General features: G+C 41.3%; 1 protein-coding gene. It reads right to left on the reverse strand.

Features of this window, described 5'->3' with window-relative positions:
• Positions 1-315: Cys-Gln thioester bond-forming surface protein (locus LI114_RS13850; protein ID WP_227221152.1), on the reverse strand; the 315-nt coding region annotated here is incomplete at its 3' end.
• Positions 316-332: the final 17 nt, after the last annotated feature.

Below are 332 nucleotides of genomic sequence, written 5' to 3' on the forward strand. Positions count from 1 at the left end.
TGCTTTCTTGTATTCATTAAGCATTGTTGAGTTGCTGCCTGTAACGTATTTGCCGGGTTTTATTCCATTGTATGTGTTTAGAAAGGTCTTACTGTTATTGTCATCGCAAGTACGGTAACCCATAACGATCTCCCAAGTTAGAGCCTGAGTTGCATAGAAATATGCTTTGTTCTTATACGCATTGGGATAGCCATAGTATGAGCACAACGCAACAAATTTCTTCTCTGTTTTAGTGAGGTCTTTTTTCCATGTGCTTCCGTCGGACTTGTACCATTCTTCCCAATACTCGCCCTCGTCCATGTGAGGAATGATCATTACGCCGTCGATGTTTT

It is taken from the genome of Ruminococcus sp. 210702-SL.1.03, from assembly GCF_020559915.1.
Lineage (GTDB): Bacteria > Bacillota > Clostridia > Oscillospirales > Ruminococcaceae > YE71.